This is a genomic window from Sphingomonas melonis DAPP-PG 224 (assembly GCF_000379045.1).
Classification (GTDB): domain Bacteria; phylum Pseudomonadota; class Alphaproteobacteria; order Sphingomonadales; family Sphingomonadaceae; genus Sphingomonas; species Sphingomonas aquatilis.
Genome location: NZ_KB900605.1, coordinates 2,531,542 through 2,547,428, shown reverse-complemented (window position 1 = coordinate 2,547,428; position 15,887 = coordinate 2,531,542). Strand labels below are relative to the sequence as shown.

Annotated in this window: 17 protein-coding genes; 10 read left to right on the top strand and 7 right to left on the bottom strand. The window is 67.1% G+C overall.

Annotation, left to right across the window (positions count from 1 at the left end; translation table 11 throughout):
* Positions 1-12: 12 nt before the first annotated feature.
* Together SPHME3_RS0112335 and guaB are read right to left on the bottom strand one after the other, a co-directional pair.
* Positions 13-1,185 carry an RsmB/NOP family class I SAM-dependent RNA methyltransferase gene (locus tag SPHME3_RS0112335; RefSeq protein ID WP_017978851.1) on the bottom strand — a complete coding sequence of 391 codons (1,173 nt, stop codon included), beginning with the start codon at positions 1,183-1,185 and terminating at the stop codon, positions 13-15.
* A complete protein-coding gene (gene guaB, locus SPHME3_RS0112330; protein WP_017978852.1) occupies positions 1,186-2,643 on the bottom strand; it encodes an IMP dehydrogenase in 1,458 nt (485 codons plus the stop codon).
* 150 nt (positions 2,644-2,793) lie between these two features.
* On the opposite strand from guaB, the gene SPHME3_RS0112325 reads away from it, so the two are divergent.
* The 3 genes from SPHME3_RS0112325 (at position 2,794) to SPHME3_RS0112315 (ending at position 4,734) form a co-directional block, all read left to right on the top strand.
* Positions 2,794-3,765, top strand: a complete 972-nt coding sequence (locus SPHME3_RS0112325) for an SPFH domain-containing protein (RefSeq protein ID WP_017978853.1) — start codon at positions 2,794-2,796, stop codon at positions 3,763-3,765.
* Positions 3,762-4,214 (top strand): NfeD family protein, encoded by a 453-nt coding sequence (locus tag SPHME3_RS0112320; protein WP_017978854.1) that lies wholly within the window; start codon positions 3,762-3,764, stop codon positions 4,212-4,214. The genes SPHME3_RS0112325 and SPHME3_RS0112320 overlap by 4 nt, the downstream gene beginning before the upstream one ends.
* 79 nt (positions 4,215-4,293) lie before the next feature.
* Entirely contained in the window at positions 4,294-4,734 is a 441-nt protein-coding gene (locus tag SPHME3_RS0112315) for an acyl-CoA thioesterase (RefSeq protein WP_017978855.1), read from the top strand.
* A gap of 4 nt (positions 4,735-4,738) precedes the next feature.
* On the opposite strand, the gene SPHME3_RS0112310 is transcribed toward SPHME3_RS0112315, so the two are convergent.
* From SPHME3_RS0112310 to SPHME3_RS0112300, 3 genes are all read right to left on the bottom strand, one after another.
* Complete coding sequence (locus SPHME3_RS0112310) at positions 4,739-5,383, bottom strand: class I SAM-dependent methyltransferase (RefSeq protein ID WP_017978856.1); 645 nt, start codon at positions 5,381-5,383, stop codon at positions 4,739-4,741.
* Positions 5,376-6,596, bottom strand: coding sequence for a DUF3419 family protein (locus tag SPHME3_RS0112305; RefSeq protein ID WP_017978857.1), 1,221 nt, complete (start codon positions 6,594-6,596; stop codon positions 5,376-5,378). Before SPHME3_RS0112305 ends, SPHME3_RS0112310 begins: the two co-directional genes overlap by 8 nt.
* Before the next feature lie 126 nt (positions 6,597-6,722).
* On the bottom strand, positions 6,723-8,342 hold the full coding sequence (locus SPHME3_RS0112300; RefSeq protein ID WP_017978858.1) for a phosphoenolpyruvate carboxykinase: 1,620 nt from the start codon (positions 8,340-8,342) through the stop codon (positions 6,723-6,725).
* 175 nt (positions 8,343-8,517) lie between these two features.
* Between SPHME3_RS0112300 and SPHME3_RS0112295 the strand changes: the two genes are divergently transcribed.
* The 7 genes from SPHME3_RS0112295 to SPHME3_RS0112265 all read left to right on the top strand — a co-directional run bounded on the left by SPHME3_RS0112295 (position 8,518) and on the right by SPHME3_RS0112265 (position 13,827).
* Entirely contained in the window at positions 8,518-9,225 is a 708-nt protein-coding gene (locus SPHME3_RS0112295; RefSeq protein ID WP_017978859.1) for a response regulator transcription factor, read from the top strand.
* The gene (locus tag SPHME3_RS0112290; RefSeq protein WP_017978860.1) at positions 9,194-10,792 is read left to right on the top strand and encodes a sensor histidine kinase; all 1,599 of its coding nucleotides are present in this window, start codon (positions 9,194-9,196) and stop codon (positions 10,790-10,792) included. The genes SPHME3_RS0112295 and SPHME3_RS0112290 overlap by 32 nt, the downstream gene beginning before the upstream one ends.
* Positions 10,793-10,797: 5 nt before the next feature.
* On the top strand, positions 10,798-11,232 hold the full coding sequence (locus SPHME3_RS0112285; RefSeq protein WP_017978861.1) for an HPr kinase/phosphorylase: 435 nt from the start codon (positions 10,798-10,800) through the stop codon (positions 11,230-11,232).
* Positions 11,233-11,272: 40 nt separating this feature from the next.
* Positions 11,273-12,181: an RNase adapter RapZ gene (gene rapZ / locus SPHME3_RS0112280; RefSeq protein WP_017978862.1), complete on the top strand. Its 909-nt coding sequence runs from the start codon at positions 11,273-11,275 to the stop codon at positions 12,179-12,181.
* A 14-nt stretch (positions 12,182-12,195) separates the two neighbouring features.
* Entirely contained in the window at positions 12,196-12,603 is a 408-nt protein-coding gene (locus tag SPHME3_RS0112275) for a PTS sugar transporter subunit IIA (RefSeq protein WP_017978863.1), read from the top strand.
* Positions 12,600-12,875, top strand: a complete 276-nt coding sequence (locus SPHME3_RS0112270; RefSeq protein ID WP_017978864.1) for an HPr family phosphocarrier protein — start codon at positions 12,600-12,602, stop codon at positions 12,873-12,875. Before SPHME3_RS0112275 ends, SPHME3_RS0112270 begins: the two co-directional genes overlap by 4 nt.
* A 151-nt stretch (positions 12,876-13,026) precedes the next feature.
* Complete coding sequence (locus SPHME3_RS0112265) at positions 13,027-13,827, top strand: TrmH family RNA methyltransferase (protein WP_017978865.1); 801 nt, start codon at positions 13,027-13,029, stop codon at positions 13,825-13,827.
* Between the two features lie 108 nt (positions 13,828-13,935).
* On the opposite strand, the gene SPHME3_RS0112260 is transcribed toward SPHME3_RS0112265, so the two are convergent.
* Positions 13,936-14,166 (bottom strand): hypothetical protein, encoded by a 231-nt coding sequence (locus SPHME3_RS0112260; protein WP_017978866.1) that lies wholly within the window; start codon positions 14,164-14,166, stop codon positions 13,936-13,938.
* A gap of 10 nt (positions 14,167-14,176) precedes the next feature.
* Positions 14,177-15,766, bottom strand: coding sequence for a DNA recombination protein RmuC (rmuC, locus tag SPHME3_RS0112255; protein ID WP_017978867.1), 1,590 nt, complete (start codon positions 15,764-15,766; stop codon positions 14,177-14,179).
* Positions 15,767-15,887: the final 121 nt, after the last annotated feature.

Sequence of the window (15,887 nt, the reverse complement as noted above, 5' to 3'; positions counted from 1 at the left end):
ACGCCCCGAGGACTAGCAGGCGCGGATCAGACGCGCGACAAAAAATCCGTCGGTGCCATGGCTTGCCGGATCGAGCCGCAGACCGGCACCGCGCGGGCTGCCTGCCGGCAGATCGAGCGGCTCGGCGCGCCAGTCCGAATGATCGGCGAGGAACGCCTCCACCTGCCCGGCGCCTTCGGCGTCGAGCAGTGAGCAGACGATATAGACCAATGCCCCGCCGGGTCGGACGAGTTCTGCCCCGACATCCAGCACGTGACGCTGTTGCTCGGCGAAACGCGCGAGCCGGTCGGCGGTGAGCCGCCACCGCGCCTCGGGGTTGCGGCGCCAGGTTCCGGTGCCCGAACAGGGGGCATCGATCAGCACCGTGTCGGCCGTCCCCACCCAGTCGGTCAGCGCTGCCGCCTCGCGCTTGGGATCGAGCAGGCGCGTTTCGACGATCGTCACGCCGGCCTTTTCGGCCCGCGGCGCCAGACGGGACAACCGCGCCCGATCGATATCGGTGGCGAGGATGTGGCCCTCGTTCCGCATCGCTGCGGCGAGCGCCAGCGTCTTGCCACCACCGCCGGCGCACAGGTCGACGATACGCTCGCCGGGCTGCGCAATAGCGGCGAGGCTGACGATCTGGCTGCCGGCATCCTGGACCTCGATCTGGCCGGCATAGGCATCGACGTTGGTGCCGGTCGGCAGGCGAAGCGCATCGGGCACGCCAGGGATCGGTTCGCCATCCAAGGCTGAAGCGATCGACGCCGGATCGGCGCGCAGACGATTGACGCGCACATCCAACGGCGCCCGGTCGATGAGAGCGGCCTGCTGATCGGGTGAGACGCCGGAGGCCGACAAGGCTGCCGCGAGCCACGAGGGCATGACACCGCTGGCCGCCATCGGTTCGTCCGCGCTGATCGGGGCAGGACCGTGCGCGGAGCCGTCGAAGGTCGCAGCGACCGCGGCGTCGCTTGCCGCCACCGACAGCATGGCGGCGCGGCCGGATGTCGGCACGTCCCCTGCTCGCCGGATCGCGGCATAGACGAGGTCGCGCACCGCGCGACGATCCTTCGATCCCGCATAGCGGCGCGTCGCGAAATAGCGCGCGATCAACGTGTCCGCCGCCGCGCCGCCGCTGCGCGCAGCGTCGATCACCGCATCGAGCAACTCGATCGCGGCCTGGGTGCGGGCGGCGGGCGTCACTTAGCGAGTCGGATAATTGGGCGCTTCGCGCGTGATCGTGACGTCGTGGACGTGGCTTTCCTTCAGACCCGCGCCGGTGATCTGGACGAATTGCGCGCGCGTCTGGAGGTCGGGGATCGTGGCCGAACCGGTATAGCCCATCGCCGCCTTGATGCCGCCGACCAGCTGGTGGATCACGTCCTTCGCCGGGCCCTTATAGGCGACCTGCCCCTCGATGCCTTCAGGCACCAGCTTCATCTGGTCCTTGATATCGCCCTGGAAATAGCGATCGGCCGAGCCGCGGCCCATCGCGCCGACCGAGCCCATGCCGCGATAGGATTTGTAGGCGCGGCCCTGATAGAGGAAGGTCTCGCCCGGCGCTTCCTCGGTGCCCGCGAGCAAGGAGCCGACCATGCAGGTCGAGGCGCCCGCGGCCAGCGCCTTGGCGAGGTCGCCCGAGGTGCGCAGGCCACCATCGGCAATGACCGGCACGCCCGCCTTCGCCGCCGCCTCGGCGCAGTCCATCACGGCGGTAAGCTGCGGCACACCGACACCTGCAACGACGCGCGTGGTGCAGATAGAGCCCGGGCCGATGCCGACCTTGATCCCGTCCGCCCCCGCATCGATCAGCGCGCGCGTCGCTTCACCGGTCGCAACGTTGCCGGCGACGACCTGCACCGAATTGCTGAGCTTCTTCACCCGCTCGACCGCGCGCGCGACGTCGCGGTTATGCCCGTGCGCGGTGTCGATGACGATCAGATCGCATTCGGCGTCGACCAGCGCCTCGGTCCGTTCGAAGCCCTTGTCGCCGACCGTCGTCGCGGAGGCGACGCGCAGGCGACCGGCGGCATCCTTCGTCGCCGAGGGATAGGTGACCGCCTTTTCGATATCCTTCACCGTGATCAGGCCGACGCACCGATAGGCGTCGTCGACGACCAGCAGCTTCTCGATCCGGCGCTGGTGAAGCAGGCGTCGCGCCTCTTCCTGCCCGACGTCGGTGGTGACGGTGGCGAGATTCTCATGCGTCATCAGCTCAGCGACGGGCTGCTTCGGGTTGCCGGCGAAGCGCACGTCGCGGTTGGTCAGGATGCCGACGAGCTTGCCGTCGCGTTCGACGACCGGAATGCCGCTGATCCGATGATGCGCCATCAGCGCCTGCGCTTCGGCGAGCGTCGCGGTCGGCGCGATGGTGATGGGGTTGACGACCATGCCCGATTCGAAGCGCTTGACCTGCCGCACCGCAGCGACCTGTTCCTCGATCGACAGGTTACGGTGGAGCACGCCGATCCCGCCCAACTGCGCCATGACGATCGCCATGTCGGCCTCAGTTACCGTGTCCATGGCGGACGAAAGGATCGGGATGTTGAGCGCGATGCCGCGCGTCAGCTGCGTGCGCGTATCCGCGGTGCTCGGCAGGATGTCCGACTCGCCCGGTACGAGCAATACGTCGTCGAAGGTGAGACCGAGCCGGATATCCAAGGTGCCATGTCCTCGCGGGAGGGGAGTAAGTGGCGGGCCATGTAACCGCAGTGCAGCAGAAGCGCTAGAGGGCCGTGCATGGCCAACGGACTGTGCTATCGTCGCACCACAGCGCGGGGCAGATTCGCGCGGCAAGGGGATACGACACCGATGGCCATCACGATCGCCGCCTTCGCCCTCGTCCTGGTGCTGTTCTACCTGATGACGAGCATCAAGATCGTTCGCCAAGGCTATCAATATACGATCGAACATTTCGGCCGATACACGACCACGGCGAGCCCGGGCTTCAACTTCTACCCCGCCTTCTTTTATCGCGTGGGGCGCAAGATGAACATGATGGAGCAGGTGATCGACATTCCGGGTCAGGAGATCATCACCAAGGACAATGCGATCATCTCGACCGACGGCGTCGTCTTCTTCCAGGTGCTCGACGCGGCCAAGGCGGCCTATGAGGTTTCGAACCTCTATACCGCGCTGCTGCAGCTGACGACGACCAACCTGCGCACCGTGATGGGGTCGATGGACCTCGATGAAACGCTGTCGAAGCGCGACGAGATCAACGCGCGACTGCTGTCGGTGGTCGATCATGCGACGGTGCCCTGGGGGGTCAAGATCACCCGCGTCGAGATCAAGGACATCCGCCCGCCGGCCGATATCGTCGCCGCCATGGGCCGGCAGATGAAGGCCGAGCGCGAGAAGCGCGCCAACATCCTGGAGGCCGAGGGCACGCGCGCTTCGGAAATCCTGCGGGCAGAAGGCCAGAAGCAGGCGCGGATCCTCGAAGCCGAGGGACGGCGTGAGTCGGCCTATCGCGATTCCGAAGCGCGCGAACGGGCAGCGGAGGCCGAGGCGAAAGCGACGCGCGTCGTGTCGGAGGCGATCGAGCAAGGCGGGACGCAGGCGATCAACTATTTCGTCGCGCAGAAATATGTCGAGGCGGTCGGCAAGTTCGCGACCAGCCCCAACGCCAAGACGATCCTGTTCCCGGTGGAAGCGACGCAGCTGATCGGCACGCTGGGCGGCATCGGCGAACTGGCGAAGGACGCGCTGGCGAAATCCCCTGCCCCCACCACGGCCAAGCCCGAACCGAAGCGCGGGCCGTTCGAATTGCCGCAGGCGTGACGCTCGACACGATCGGCGGGGCCGGCGGCGCGTGGCTCATCGCTGCGCTGGCGCTCGGCATTGCGGAACTGCTGATCCCGGGCGTGTTCGCGATCTTTCTGGCGGCGGCCGCAGCGGTCGTCGGCGCGGTCGTGCTGGTAGCGCCGGATCTGCCGCTGCCCGCCCAGATCGCGGCCTTCGCCGTCTGGAGCGTCATCGCGGTGCTGGTCGGGCGGCGCTGGTATCGGGACTTTCCCGTGTCGAGCAGCGACCCCAAGCTGAACGACCGGGCGGCGCGCCTGATCGGCGAGATCGTACTGGTCGACGTGGCGATCGGCGAGGCCGGCGGCCGGGTGCGGATCGGCGATGGCAGCTGGCCGGCGAGAGGACCGCATGCGGCAGTGGGGGACCGTGTCCGCATCGTTGCGGTCGACGGCGGCATGGTTACCGTCGAACAGGCGGGCGACTGACCGACGTTCATCGCGCCATTCGTCGCATCCATCCCGATCGGCCCTGTCGGATCGCGCGCGAACTGCTATATCCACAGGCGTGACGCAGAGCATTCCGCATCAATTTCCGGTTCCGATCGATCCGGCCGACATCGACTTCATGGGGCACGTCAACAACGCAAGCTATCTGAAGTGGGTGCAGGACGCCGTCGTCAGCCATTGGCAGAAGCTCGCGCCCGCCGATGCGGTCGCCGCCCATCTGTGGGTCGCGCTGAAGCATGAGATCACCTATCGCAAGCCGACGTTCCTGGGCGACGACGTGATCGCGACGGTCTTGCTGGAAAAGGTCCAGGGCGCACGCGCCTTCTACGACACCGTCATCCGCCGCGGTGAAGAGGTGGTCGCCGAGGTGAAATCGAGCTGGTGCTGCCTCGATGCGGAAACGCTGCGGCCCGCGCGGCTCGCGCGCGATATCGTCGAACGCTTCTTCCAGCTCGGCGAAGGGCCCCTGCCCGCCACGGGTCTGGTCGAACGCCGCTGACGACTCAGGCGATCGTCGCTTCGCAGGCGTAACCGCCCCATAACGCCCGCGTATCGGCCTGTCGGTTGGCTAGCGTGGCGAGGCTCGCGACCTCCTCCGCCAGATCGGCGCGCGGCGTCACGTCGAAATGGCGCAACCAGGCGAGGAACGCCGTGCGCCACCAGGCGGGCCAGCCGCCCTGCGTGCCGAAGTCCATCACCGCGAGCCGCCCGTTCGCTGCCGTGACCGCCAGCCCTTGTTGCAACGCGGCGCGCCAGGGTGGGATCATCGACAGCGTATAGCTGAAGACGACCCGATCGAACCGCGCAATGCCGAACAGCGCGACGGGATCGAAATCTGCGGCATCGGCCTGCGCCAGCGTGATCCGACCCGGCAGACCCGCCGCCGCAACCTTGGCCCGCGCCGTGGTCAGCATCGCGGCCGAGATATCGAGACCATAGAAACGCGCGTCCGGCCATGCCCGCGCTGCCCGGATCAGATTGCGTCCCGTCCCGCAGCCGACCTCCAGCACGGTCGCACCCGGCTGAAGATCCAGCCGATCGATCATCCGATCGCGCCCGAACAGATAATATTTGCGCGTCAGATCATAGATGTGGCGCTGGCCCGCGTAGATGCGGTCCATCCGCGCGGCATGATCCACCTCACGCATCCTGCAGGATGTAGAGGTGGACGCCGCCGTAGATCGCCGATCGATCCTGCGCGGTGAAGGCTTTCGATGCCTCGGCCTGATATGCCCAGCGCGACAGGACGGCGTCGGGGATGCGGCCGGGGATGATGTCCGCCTCCCCGGCGGTGCGGAACAGAATGCGGGCGCCGGGGCGCGCCGTGCGAGTGATCTGCGTCCACAGCGCAGACAGTTGCGCGTCCGTCATCCAGTCCTGTGCGTCGAGCAGGATGTAACGATCGCGCGACGCGTCGGGCAGGCCGGCGAGATGCTCGGTCAGATTGGCGTGGGCGAGCGTGATACGGCCGACGCGGTCGACGATGGCGTCATAATGCTCGGCTTGCAGATAGGGCGGCAGCGGCGCGGCGGGGCCTTCGCCGTACCGGCGGCCGAAGGCCTGCCAGGCGAAGTAATTATCCTTGAGGTCGAAACCACAGGCGAGCTTTTCCAGGCGCTGGCGGAGAACGCCGGCCATACGCTCCTCGCCGGCCAGCGCATCGAATTGCGCGGGGGGAATGCCAAGGCCGAACAGCGAGGCCGGCTGGTCGGTCAACCATTTGACGAAGCGCCGGTCGAAGACGGGCGCGAATTTGTGATCGAAGATCGCGCGCTGTTCCTCGATCGATCGCGCATCGAGCAGCAGGCGTGGATCGACGCCATTGAGCTTGGCGAGCAGATGCGCGGCGCCGATGAACCGGCCCAGCAAACCGCGCTTGTGAACGCCGTGCGCGAAGCCGCCGATGCGGCGTCGACCGATCAGGTCGCGGCCTTCCCAATAGCGGCGCGTCGGCTCGTCGATATGCGGGCGGATGTAGCGCTGATAGGCGTCGAGATTGTCACGGCTGGCGGCGTGGCCGAAGAAGCGCAGGAAGCTCGCGTGATCCGGCAAGTGCCGGGCCGCGGCGAGCTTCAGCGTGCCGAGCGCGATATGCGCGGTGTTGAGATCGACCGCGGTGATCGCCGCCGGGTTGGCGGTCAGATACGACAGCGCGTTGCAGCCGCCCGATGCGATGGTGACGACGTGGCAGTCCGGCGTGATCGCCAGCGCTGCCATATCGACGACCGGGTCTTCCCAGATCTGCGCATAGACGAGGCCGCGAAATGCCCAGGTGAAGGCGCGCTCCAGCAGGCCCTGTTTGGAAAGATGGCCGTGCCGCTGCATCGCGGCGGCCACGGCCTTCTGCGTGTTACCCGTCATCTGCCCACCCCTCGGCTGTGCGTCGAGCGGCGCCATGCGCGCAGATTGTGACGCGCCGGGGAAAGTCCTGCGATGATCGCATGACAGCGCCGCGAGCCCCTCCGGGCCCGCGACGCCATGCGCGCGTCAGGCGGCTTCGGTCGCCTTCACCTGCGGCGCGGACTGACGGACGCCCTCGTCGACATGGTCGGCGAATTGCGCGAAATTCTCGACGAACAGGTCGACCAGACGCGCGGCGGTTGCATCGTACGCGTCCTTATCCGCCCAGGTGCTGCGCGGGTCGAGGATGGCGGCATCGACGCCCGGCACCGCAACCGGCACCTGGAAGCCGAAATTGGGATCGGTACGGAACTCCGCGTCCTTCAGGCTGCCGTCGAGCGCGGCGTTGAGCAGCGCCCGCGTCGCTTTGATCGGCATGCGGTTACCGACGCCGTACTTGCCGCCGGTCCAGCCGGTGTTGACCAGCCAGCAGTCGACGCCGCCCTTGGCGATGCGCTCCTTGAGCAGATTGCCGTAGACCGACGGGTGACGCGGCATGAACGGCGCGCCGAAGCAGGTCGAGAAGGTCGCATCCGGCTCGGTCACGCCGATCTCGGTGCCGGCCACGCGGGCGGTATAGCCCGACAGGAAATGGTACATCGCCTGATCCGGCGTCAGCTTGGCGATCGGCGGCAACACGCCATAGGCATCCGCCGTCAGCATCACGATGTTCTTGGGCACGCCCCCCATATTCTCTTCGGAGGCATTGGGGATGAAGTCGATCGGATAGGCGCCGCGGCTGTTTTCGGCGAGGCTATTGTCGTCGAGGTCGAGCTGACGTGTGACGGGGTCCATGACCACGTTTTCTAGCACCGTGCCGAAACGCTTGGTGGTCGCGAAGATTTCCGGCTCGGCATCGGCCGACAGGCGGATCATCTTGGCATAGCAGCCGCCTTCGAAATTGAAGACGGCCGTGTCCGACCAGCCGTGTTCGTCGTCTCCGATCAGCGTGCGGCTGGCATCGGCGCTCAGCGTCGTCTTGCCGGTGCCCGACAGGCCGAAGAACACCGCAGTCGATCCATCCGCGCCCATATTGGCCGAGCAGTGCATCGGCATGACGCCGGTCGTCGGCAGCAGATAGTTGAGCAGGCCGAACACGCTCTTCTTCATCTCGCCGGCGTAGCGCGTGCCGCCGATCAGGATCAGCTTTTCGGTGAAGTTGACCGCGATCACCGTCTCGCTGCGCGTGCCGTGACGTGCCGGGTCCGCGCGGAAGGTCGGCAGATCGATAATCGTATATTCGGGCTGGAAGTCGCGCAGTTCATGCTCTTCAGGGCGGACCAGCATCGTGCGGATGAACAGATTGTGCCAGGCGAGTTCGTTGATGACGCGCACGCGGACGCGGTTTTCGGGCTGCGATCCGCCGTACAGATCCTGGACGAACAGATGTTCCTTGCTTCCCAGCGCCGTCAGGAAGTCGGCCTTGAGCGCGGCGAAATGCTCCGGCGCCATCGCCTTGTTCGACTTGCCCCACCAGACGGTGCCGTCGGTTTCGGCATCGCGAACGATGAACTTGTCCTGCGCGGACCGGCCGGTGTGGGCGCCGGTTTCGACGACCAAGGGTCCGTCGGCGCTGAGCTTGCCCTCGCCGCGCGCGACGGCGGCCTCGACCAGCCGCGCCGTCACCAGGTTCCAATGCAGGTCGGCGCGCGTTTCGATACCCTGTGCGGCAAGACCCGCGTGCGGAATGCGCTCGTTCACAATCATCCTCCCATGACTCGCCACGGCCTGCACATCCTGGGGAGGGGCTGTGCGCACGCCGCTGATGTTCCATCATATAGGACACGGCGTTTAACACGTCAAACACTTGCAACGGGGCGGGTGTTGAGCCGCGGCACGCTTTGCCCTAGGCCAGCTCTATGGATCGAAGGCGCCCCCGAGCATGACCGCGACGATCGCGCTGGTCGACGACGACCGCAATATCCTGACGTCCGTGTCCATCGCGCTCCAGACGGAGGGGTTCCTGACCCGCGTCTATTCGGATGGCGAGACGGCGTTGAAGGCCCTGACCGACAACCCGCCCGACCTTGCCATCTTCGACATCAAGATGCCGCGGATGGATGGCCTCGAACTGCTTCGGCGATTGCGCGAGAAGAGCCAGATTCCGGTCATCTTCCTGACCAGCAAGGACGACGAGCTGGACGAGGCGCTCGGCCTGGCGATGGGCGCGGACGATTATATCGCCAAGCCTTTCAGCCAACGGCTGCTGATCGCCCGCATTCGCGCGATCCTGCGTCGGACCGAGGCGGTGGCCAGCCCCGCGGAGGAAGGCGATACGACGGCGGCGGCCCCGCTCATCCGCGGGCGCCTGTCGATGGACCCGGCGCGGCATCGCACCACCTGGGATGATGCGCCGGTCACGCTGACCGTCACCGAATTCCTGATCCTCGAAACGCTCGCGCAGCGCCCGGGGATCGTGAAGACGCGCAACCAGCTGATGGATGCCGCCTATCAGGACGACATCTACGTCGACGATCGGACGATCGACAGCCACATCAAGCGGCTGCGACGCAAGTTCCGACAGGTCGATCCCGAATTTGACGCCATCGAGACGCTGTATGGCGCCGGCTACCGCTTCTCCGAAGAGTGAAGGCAGCGACCGGCGACGCGAGGCGAGCGACCTCGCGCTCCGCTGGTCGGGCCAGATCTCGCTCACCCGCCGCATCCTGGCGGTCAACATCTTCGCGTTGCTGCTGTTGGCGGGTGGGTTCTTTTACCTCGATTCGTACCGCAGCCGGCTGCTCGACGCGCGGGTGGCGCAATATGTTCGCGAAGGGCGGCTGATCGCCGAATCGCTGGCGATGGTGGGGCCGGAGCAGCGGGACGATTTGATCACGCGACTGGCGCGGGACACGGGTGCGCGGCTGCGTATCTTCGATGGTGGCGGGCGGACGATCGCCGACAGCCGGGACCTCGGCGTCCGCAACGCGGTGCTGCTCGACCCGGACAAGCAGGCGTGGAACCAGAGCGTCGCCCGCTTCCTCGACGCGGCGATCGATACGATCGTCGGCGCGGTCCGCCCACCCTTGTACCGCGAGCGCGGGGACGGACGCGAATGGCCTGACGTTTCCGTCGCGGCAGCGCAGAGCAAGGTCTCCGGCAGCATCTGGCGCGCGCCCGATCGCACCCCGGTCATCACCGTCGCGGCGCCTCTGCCCGGCAAGCGCGTGGTGATGAGTACGATCAACGCGCGCGACATCACGCAGACGGTGCGGATCGAGCGGTTCCGGCTGAGCATCGTGCTCCTCGTCGTGACGCTCGTCTCGGTGCTGCTGTCGTTGTTCCTGGCACGCACGATCGTCAGGCCGCTGCGACGGCTGGCGCGGGCGGCGGTGCGGGTGCGGCTGGGGCGTGCGCGTGAGGTCGTGGTCCCGCGCCTGCCGTCGCGCCGCGACGAGATCGGCAGCCTCGCTCGCGCCCTGTCCGACATGAGCCTCGCACTCCGCGCGAGGATCGATGCGACGGAGGCGTTTGCGGCCGACGTGACGCATGAGATGAAGAACCCCCTCGCCTCGCTGCGATCGGCGGTCGAGGGGCTGGGGCGGGTGAAAGACCCCGAGTTGCAGGCCCGCCTGCTCGGCATCGTGCGCGACGACGTGCATCGGCTCGATCGGCTGATTACCGACATTTCCGAGGCATCGCGTCTCGATGCGCAGCTCAGCCGCGCGCATTTCGAGCCGATCGATGTCGCCGCGATGATCCATGCGCTCGTCGCCCAGCGCATCGAGCGCGTCGTGGAGCGGCACATCCGGTTGCGGGTCGACGATGATGGCCAACCGCTGGTCGTGCTCGGTGAGGGCGCGCGCTTGGAGCGGGTGTTCGAAAATTTGATCGAGAACGCGTTATCCTTCTCGCCTGACGGTGGCCTCGTCGCCATCGCCGCGGCACGGAGCGACGAGGACGTCGTCATCCGCGTCGAGGATGAAGGCCCCGGCGTGCCCGAAGAAGCGCGTGAGGCGATCTTCCGGCGGTTCCAATCGATCCGGCCCGAGAGCGAGGCGTTCGGCCAGCATAGCGGCCTGGGCCTCGCCATTGCGCGAACCATCGTCGAGGCGCATCAGGGCAGCATCATCGTCGAATCGCGCGAAGACCGGCTGGCGGGCGCGCGGTTCGTCGTGCGCCTGCCGATCGCGGGCGCGCCATCTGCGGCGGACTGAGCATCATGACCATCCTTTCGTCGGAAATGCTGCACGCGACCAGTGTCGCGATCGATGGGCATGTCGTGCTGATCCAGGGTGTGTCCGGCATCGGCAAATCCGATCTGGCGCTGCGCCTGATCGATCGCGGCGCAGTGCTGGTCAGCGACGATCGCACGCTGGTGGTGCGGCAGGGAACCGCCCTGCTCGCGCGGGCGCCGGACACCATCCGTGGCCGGATCGAGGTGCGGGGCCTCGGCATCGTCAGCCTGCCACAGGTCGATGACCTGCCGGTCGCGCTGGTCGTGCATCTGGGCGGCGAGCCCGATCGCATGCCCGAGCGGCGACAGCGCCTGCTCGCAGGGATCGCCGTCCGCGAGCTTTCCTTCGACGCGCATCACGCCTCGACCCCGCTGAAGATCGAATGGGCGGTCCGCCAACCCGGCGCGACGCCCGCGTGACACGCCCTCTCCTCTTTGCCCGCATTGCAGGGACGTATTGATGACCAAGGACATTCTGCTCGTCACCGGCCTGTCGGGGGCGGGCAAGTCGACCGTGCTGAAGACGCTGGAAGACCTGGGATGGGAGGTGGTCGACAATCTGCCGCTCGCCCTGCTGGATCGTCTGTTGGAAGCGCCGCTGGCGCAGGGGGCTGCGGATGGCGCGCAGCCGCTGGCGTTGGGTATCGGTGCGCGGACGCGCGACTTCGACCCGAAACGGATTATCGAGCGCATCCGCGCGCTGCGTGAAGGCCATGGGCTCGACGTCGGCATGCTGTTTCTCGATTGCGCGGGCTCCGAGCTCGAGCGCCGCTATTCGGAAACGCGACGGCGCCATCCGCTGGCACCGGACCGGCCGGCGAGCGACGGCATCGCCCGCGAGCGCGAGTTGCTGGCGCCGCTGCGCGAATGGGCGAATCGTCTGATCGACACCACCGACCTCAGCGCCAACATGCTCGCGCAAAAGGTGCGGTCGACCTTCGCGGTGTCGGGCAGCGACGCGCCGGTGCTGTCGATCCAGTCGTTCGGTTTCGCCCGCGGCATCCCGCGCAATGCCGATCTGGTCTTCGACATGCGGTTCCTGCGCAACCCGCACTGGGACCCCGTGCTGCGCCCGGGCACTGGGCTGGACGCCGACGTTTCCGCTTATGTTGCGGCAGACCCCGCCTATCCCGCCGCGATGGCGCAGATCGGCAGCCTGCTCGAACTGCTGATTCCGCGCTATCGCGCTGAGGGGAAAGCCTATGTCAGCGTCGCGATCGGCTGCACCGGCGGGCGGCATCGCTCGGTCCATGTCGCGGAACATCTCGCTCGACGGTTGCGCGACGCGGGTTTTTCGCCCACCATCACGCATCGCGACCTGGGGGCCGCACCGCAGGACTCGCTCGAGGGGCCGCCGGCCAGCAAATGAGTAACGTAACCGATATGATTGGCCTGGTTCTGGTGACGCACGGACGGCTCGCCGAAGAGTTCGTGACCGCCATGGTGCATGTCGTGGGGCCGCAGGAGCGGATCGCCACCATCTCGATCGGTCCCGACGACGACATGGAAGAGCGCCGCGCGGATATCGCCGCGGCGATCGCGGCGGTCGATACGGGGCGCGGCGTCATCGTGCTGACCGACCTGTTCGGCGGAACGCCCTCCAACCTCGCCATCTCGCTGATGACGCGCGGGCATGTGGAGGTGATTGCGGGGATGAACCTGCCCATGCTGATCCGGCTGGGATCGGCGCGCAAGTCGATGAAGGTGGTCGAGGCGGTCGCTGCGGCGCGCGAGGCGGGACGCAAATATATCTCGGTCGCATCCGAGGTGCTGGGCGAGGCGGCGGCATGAGCGCCGGGATCGAGCGCACCGTCCTGATCACCAACAAGCGCGGCCTGCACGCGCGGGCGAGCGCCAAGTTCGTGACCCTCGCCTCCAGCCAGCCGGTCGAGGTGCAGGTGCGCAAGGACGATGGCGCCGTCACGGGCACGTCGATCATGGGGCTGATGATGCTCGGCGCCGCCAAGGGCGATTCGATCACGATCAGTGCAGCGGGCGACGGGGCCGAGGCGGCGGTGAGCGCCTTGTGCGAACTGGTCGAGGCGAAGTTCGGCGAAGACTGAGCGGGGCGGCCCGCCGCATTTCGGGTGGCGTTCCGTCTAGGGCAGCGCCGCGGCTAAGCCGCGTCGTCGGACGCGGCTGTCGGCCGCGCCGGCCGGGCGTGTCGCTTTTGCCTTGCGTCAGCCTCCGGCTGGCGCGAAGGCCCGACACGCCATGCCCCGAGAGATTACCGCCTTTTCCAACCCGCTGGTCAAATATGCCCGCGAGCTGCGCGACAAGAAGCATCGTCGCGGCGCTCGGCAGTTCATGGCCGAGGGCCTGCGCATCCTGACCGAAGCGCGCGAGACGGGCCGCCTGCCCCGCATCCTGTTCTATGCGGCAGCCAATGCCGACCATCCGTTGGTCCATGCGCTGTCGATCGACGTCGAGATGGCGGGCGGCGAATCGATCCAGACGACGCCCGACATTCTGTCCAAACTGTCGGGCAAGGATAACCCGCAGGCCGTCGTCGGGGTGTTCGACGAGTTCGATCGCACGCTTGCCGACCTCGACCGCAACAGTGCCGGCATCTGGCTAGTTGCCGAGCGGCTGCGCGATCCGGGCAATCTGGGCACCATCCTGCGCACCGCCGATGCGGTGGGGGCCGGCGGGCTGATCCTGATCGGCGAGTGCGTCGATCCCTTCTCGGTCGAGGCCGTTCGCGCGAGCATGGGGGCGCTGTTCACCGTGCCCGTGGTTCGGAGCGGTTGGGAGGAGTTCCTCGGGTGGCTTCGGCATGGGCCGGGACAACTGGTGGGACTGAGCCTCGACACCACCCACGACTATCGCGGGGCGACCTATGCCGCGCCGACGTTCCTGCTGACGGGCAATGAGGCGCAGGGGATGCCGACGGACTATGCCGCGGCGTGCGACCTGCTGGTCAAGATTCCGATGCTGGGCAAGGCGGACAGCCTGAACGCTGCGGTGGCGACGGCGGTGATGGCCTATGAGGTGCTGGCTCAGCAGAGCCGGTGACTGCCCGTTCTTGCAACATGAACACCTTAGCCAAAACGGTCGCGGCTGATCGTTTCGATTGCCGTACCCATGCAGCCAACAGCAAGGCCGCAGGGTACAGCAAGCGATCTACCCGCCGATCATGCCGCTGATGCGCACCGCGCCACCGTCGTTGAAGACACGGCCGGATACCATGCCACTGATCCGGGCGCGGGCCCCCTCTTCGACATAGACGTCGCCCGCGACCATGCCGCTGATGCGGACGTCGCAGCCGGGACGGATGACGACATCGCCGGCGACCATCCCGGCAATGCGGCCGTCCTGATCCATCACGATATCGCCGGGGTGCATGCCCTTCATCGCGGGGTCCTCATTCGGCTGCGTCGGGAAGGCGCAGTACGTCATCGCCGTAGCGCGCCAAGGCCTCGACCGGTTCCGCAACGCCGATCTCGCGTGCCCCGGGTTCGATGTTGAGGTCGCGGAACTTGCGTGCGGACACCAGAGCACGGCTCTCAAAGCTCGACACGAAGCTGTTGTAATTGTTGACCGCAGTGGTGAGGCCGCTGCCGACCTTGCGCAGATCCTCGCCGGCCTTGGCGAGACGGTCGTACAGTTCCTTGCCCAGCGCGCCGATCGCACGGGCTTCGCTGGCAAGCTTCTCCTGACGCCACACCGCCGCGACGGTGCGGGCGATGGCGATGAGGTTGGTGGGGGTGGCGAGCAGAACCTTCTTGTCGAAGGCATAGTCCCACAGGCCGGCGTCATGCTCCAGCGCGGCGGAGAGGAAGTGTTCGCCGGGAACGAACATCACGACATATTCGGGCGTATCGTCGAACTGCGACCAATAGGCCTTGGCGCTGAGGCCATTGATATGCGCGCGCATCGAGGCGGCATGGGCGGTGAGGCCGATATGGCGCTCGTTCTCGTCGACCGCGCCGAACGCGTCCTGATAGGCATTGAGCGACACCTTGGCGTCGATGATGAGCGACTTGCCGCCGGGGACGCGGACGATCGCGTCGGGGCGCAGGCGGCCCCCTTCCCCGTCCGCGACGCTGACCTCCATCGCGAAATCGGTATGCTCGGCAAGTCCGCAGGTTTCGAGGACGTTGCGCAGCTGCTGTTCGCCCCAGCGACCGCGGGCCTTGGGCGCGTTGCGGAGCGCGTTAACAAGCTTGGCGGCCTCGCCCGAGACGCGTTCCTGGCCGAGGCGCATCTGTTCGATCTGCCCCTTGAGGTCGCCGAAGGCGTCGCGGCGCTCGGCCTCGACCTTGGCGACGCCCTCTTCGTAACGCGCCAGGCGATCGTTGACTGGCTGGAGCAGTGACTTGAGGTTGCTGCCGGCAAGCTCTTCGGACTGGCGGAAGCGTGCCTCGGCGCGATCGAGAAACGCCTTTTGCGCGTCGGTCAGCGCCTTGTTGGCGAGATCGTTGAACTGCGTCGCCATCAGCTCCTTCGCTTCGCGCATGTCGGCGAGGCGGGCTTCGAAGGCCTCGCTCTGTGCCTGCATCGCGGCGAGATCGGCGCGGGCGGCATCGCGATCGGCGCGGATCGTCGCCAGTTCGCGGCGGAGCAGGTCGGCAGCGGCGAGGCTCTGATCGATCTGGGCGCGCAGGTCGATAAGCCGGACCTCCGCGGCCTCGACCTGCGCGCCGGCGGCGGCAAGGTCGGCGCGTGCCGCGTCGCGGTCGCTGCGGACGGCGAGGAGTTCGGTGCGCAGCGCGTCGGCGGTGGCGATGCGATCATCAACCTGCGCGCGCAGGCCGGCGAGTTCGCGCATCGCGTCGTTGCGTTCGCGCTCCACCGCGTCACGCGTCCGGGCGACGAGCTCAGCGTCGGCGACCTTGCTCTGCGCGACCGCCAGATCGGCGGCGAGTCGGCCGCTGCGACGGGCCGCCAGCAGCCAACCGATCAGCAGGCCGGCGGCAAGCGCGAGAATGGCAACGACAAGCAACTGGTCCACGAACGTCCCTTCGAAAGGTCACAAAAGTCACGCCGAAGAGGGTGTTTTTCCGTGACGATCCCTTGACCTATGCCGGGAACATAGATCGAACGAAGCGTGTAGGACAGCCCCTTTTTCAATC